Source organism: Halobacterium bonnevillei, assembly GCF_009831555.1.
In the GTDB taxonomy this organism is placed as follows: Archaea; Halobacteriota; Halobacteria; order Halobacteriales; family Halobacteriaceae; genus Halobacterium; species Halobacterium bonnevillei.
In genome coordinates this window covers 1-1325 of the sequence record NZ_WUUU01000335.1, presented here as the reverse complement: position 1 = coordinate 1325, position 1325 = coordinate 1, and the positions used below count along the sequence as shown (strand labels likewise).

Genomic DNA, 1325 nt, shown 5'->3' with positions numbered 1-1325 from the left:
GGAGTTCGGCGCTCGCCGCCCTGGTGGAAGCCACCGGGTCGGTGACCGCGAGGTCGCTGGCCATCGGGTTGAGGGCGGGCGTCGAGTCGTCCAGCACGCCGAGGAACCCCACCCGCGCGCCGTCGGCCTCCAGGACGGTCCACGGGACGGCGCCGTCGATGCGTTCGCCGTCCCGAGTGACGTTCGTGCTGACCCACGTCTGCGGGGATTCGGCGACGATCTCTGCGGTGACCGCCGCGCCGTAGTCGAAGTCGTGGTTCCCGAACGTCTCCACGTCCGGCTGCACGGCGTCGTAGAGATCCAGGGCCTGCCGGCCTTCCGTGACCAGCGAGAGCACACCGGGCGACGTGTTGTCCCCGGACCCGGCCGCGAGCGCGTCCCCCCGGTTCCGGAGCACCGACGCGAGCCGGCCCGCCTTCGCGGGCGAATCGTAGACGTTCTCGAGGTCAGAGTAGTGGAAGATACGCACCGTCATTACCGCGTGTACAGGCCAGCAGTCCGGAAGAGGGCTTCGAAGGCCGGCGGTGCGGCGCCGAGAACGCCGCTCGCCACCCCGTGAGAAAACCCCGAGACAGACAGGGCTAAATGCTGGAGACGGCTACGAGGGGACATGTTCACGGTGGGGACCGACGAGGGCGACCTGTACGTCGCCGAGGACGAGGGCGAGCGCGGCCAGGACGGCCCGTTCCTCGTCGTCTACCGGACGCCCGAGCGCGAGCGCCGGTGGGGCTGGTACTGCACGCACTGCGAATCGGTCGACAACGCGATGGACGCGATGGGGCGCATCGAGTGCAACGTCTGCGGGAACTTCAAGAAGCCCGACGAGTGGGACGCCGCCCACGAGTGACGGCGGACGCGGACCCCGGCTCGCGCACGTAGTTTTATACTCCGACTGGCAGACGGCACTGGTATGAGTCGCGTCTGTACGCTCGACGACGACCGCAGGGACGCCGTCGAGTCGTTCGTTGCGGACTGGCTGACCGACGAGAGCGTCCCGAGCGCCGGCGTCGCGCTCGTGGACGGTGACGACGTGGTGTACGCCGACGGATTCGGCGCGCGCGACCTCGAATCGAACGCGCCGGCGTCGGCGGAGACGATGTACGGCGTGGCGTCGGTCACGAAGTCGTTCGTCGCAACGAGCGTCCTCCAGCTCGAACGCGACGGCCACCTCGACCTGGACGACTCCGTGACCGAGCACGTCGACTACTTCAGCGAGCTCGCGGACCCGCCGACGGTCCACGAACTGCTCTCGCACACCTCCGGGATGCCGAGCGACGGCGCCAGCGTCGCGCTCATCGCCGGCGGCCTCCGCGGGCGCATCACCC

General features: G+C 69.6%; 2 protein-coding genes and 1 pseudogene. 2 read left to right on the top strand and 1 reads right to left on the bottom strand.

Translation table 11 applies throughout. The features are described from left to right. A pseudogene (locus GRX66_RS19075) lies at positions 1-475 on the bottom strand (bifunctional metallophosphatase/5'-nucleotidase); the annotation flags it as partial. A gap of 135 nt (positions 476-610) precedes the next feature. Here GRX66_RS19075 and GRX66_RS19070 point away from each other — a divergent pair. Then, positions 611-847 carry a DUF5816 domain-containing protein gene (locus GRX66_RS19070; RefSeq protein ID WP_159527853.1) on the top strand — a complete coding sequence of 79 codons (237 nt, stop codon included), beginning with the start codon at positions 611-613 and terminating at the stop codon, positions 845-847. 63 nt (positions 848-910) lie between these two features. Beyond that, positions 911-1325: serine hydrolase domain-containing protein (locus GRX66_RS19065; protein WP_159527852.1), on the top strand; the 415-nt coding region annotated here is incomplete at its 3' end.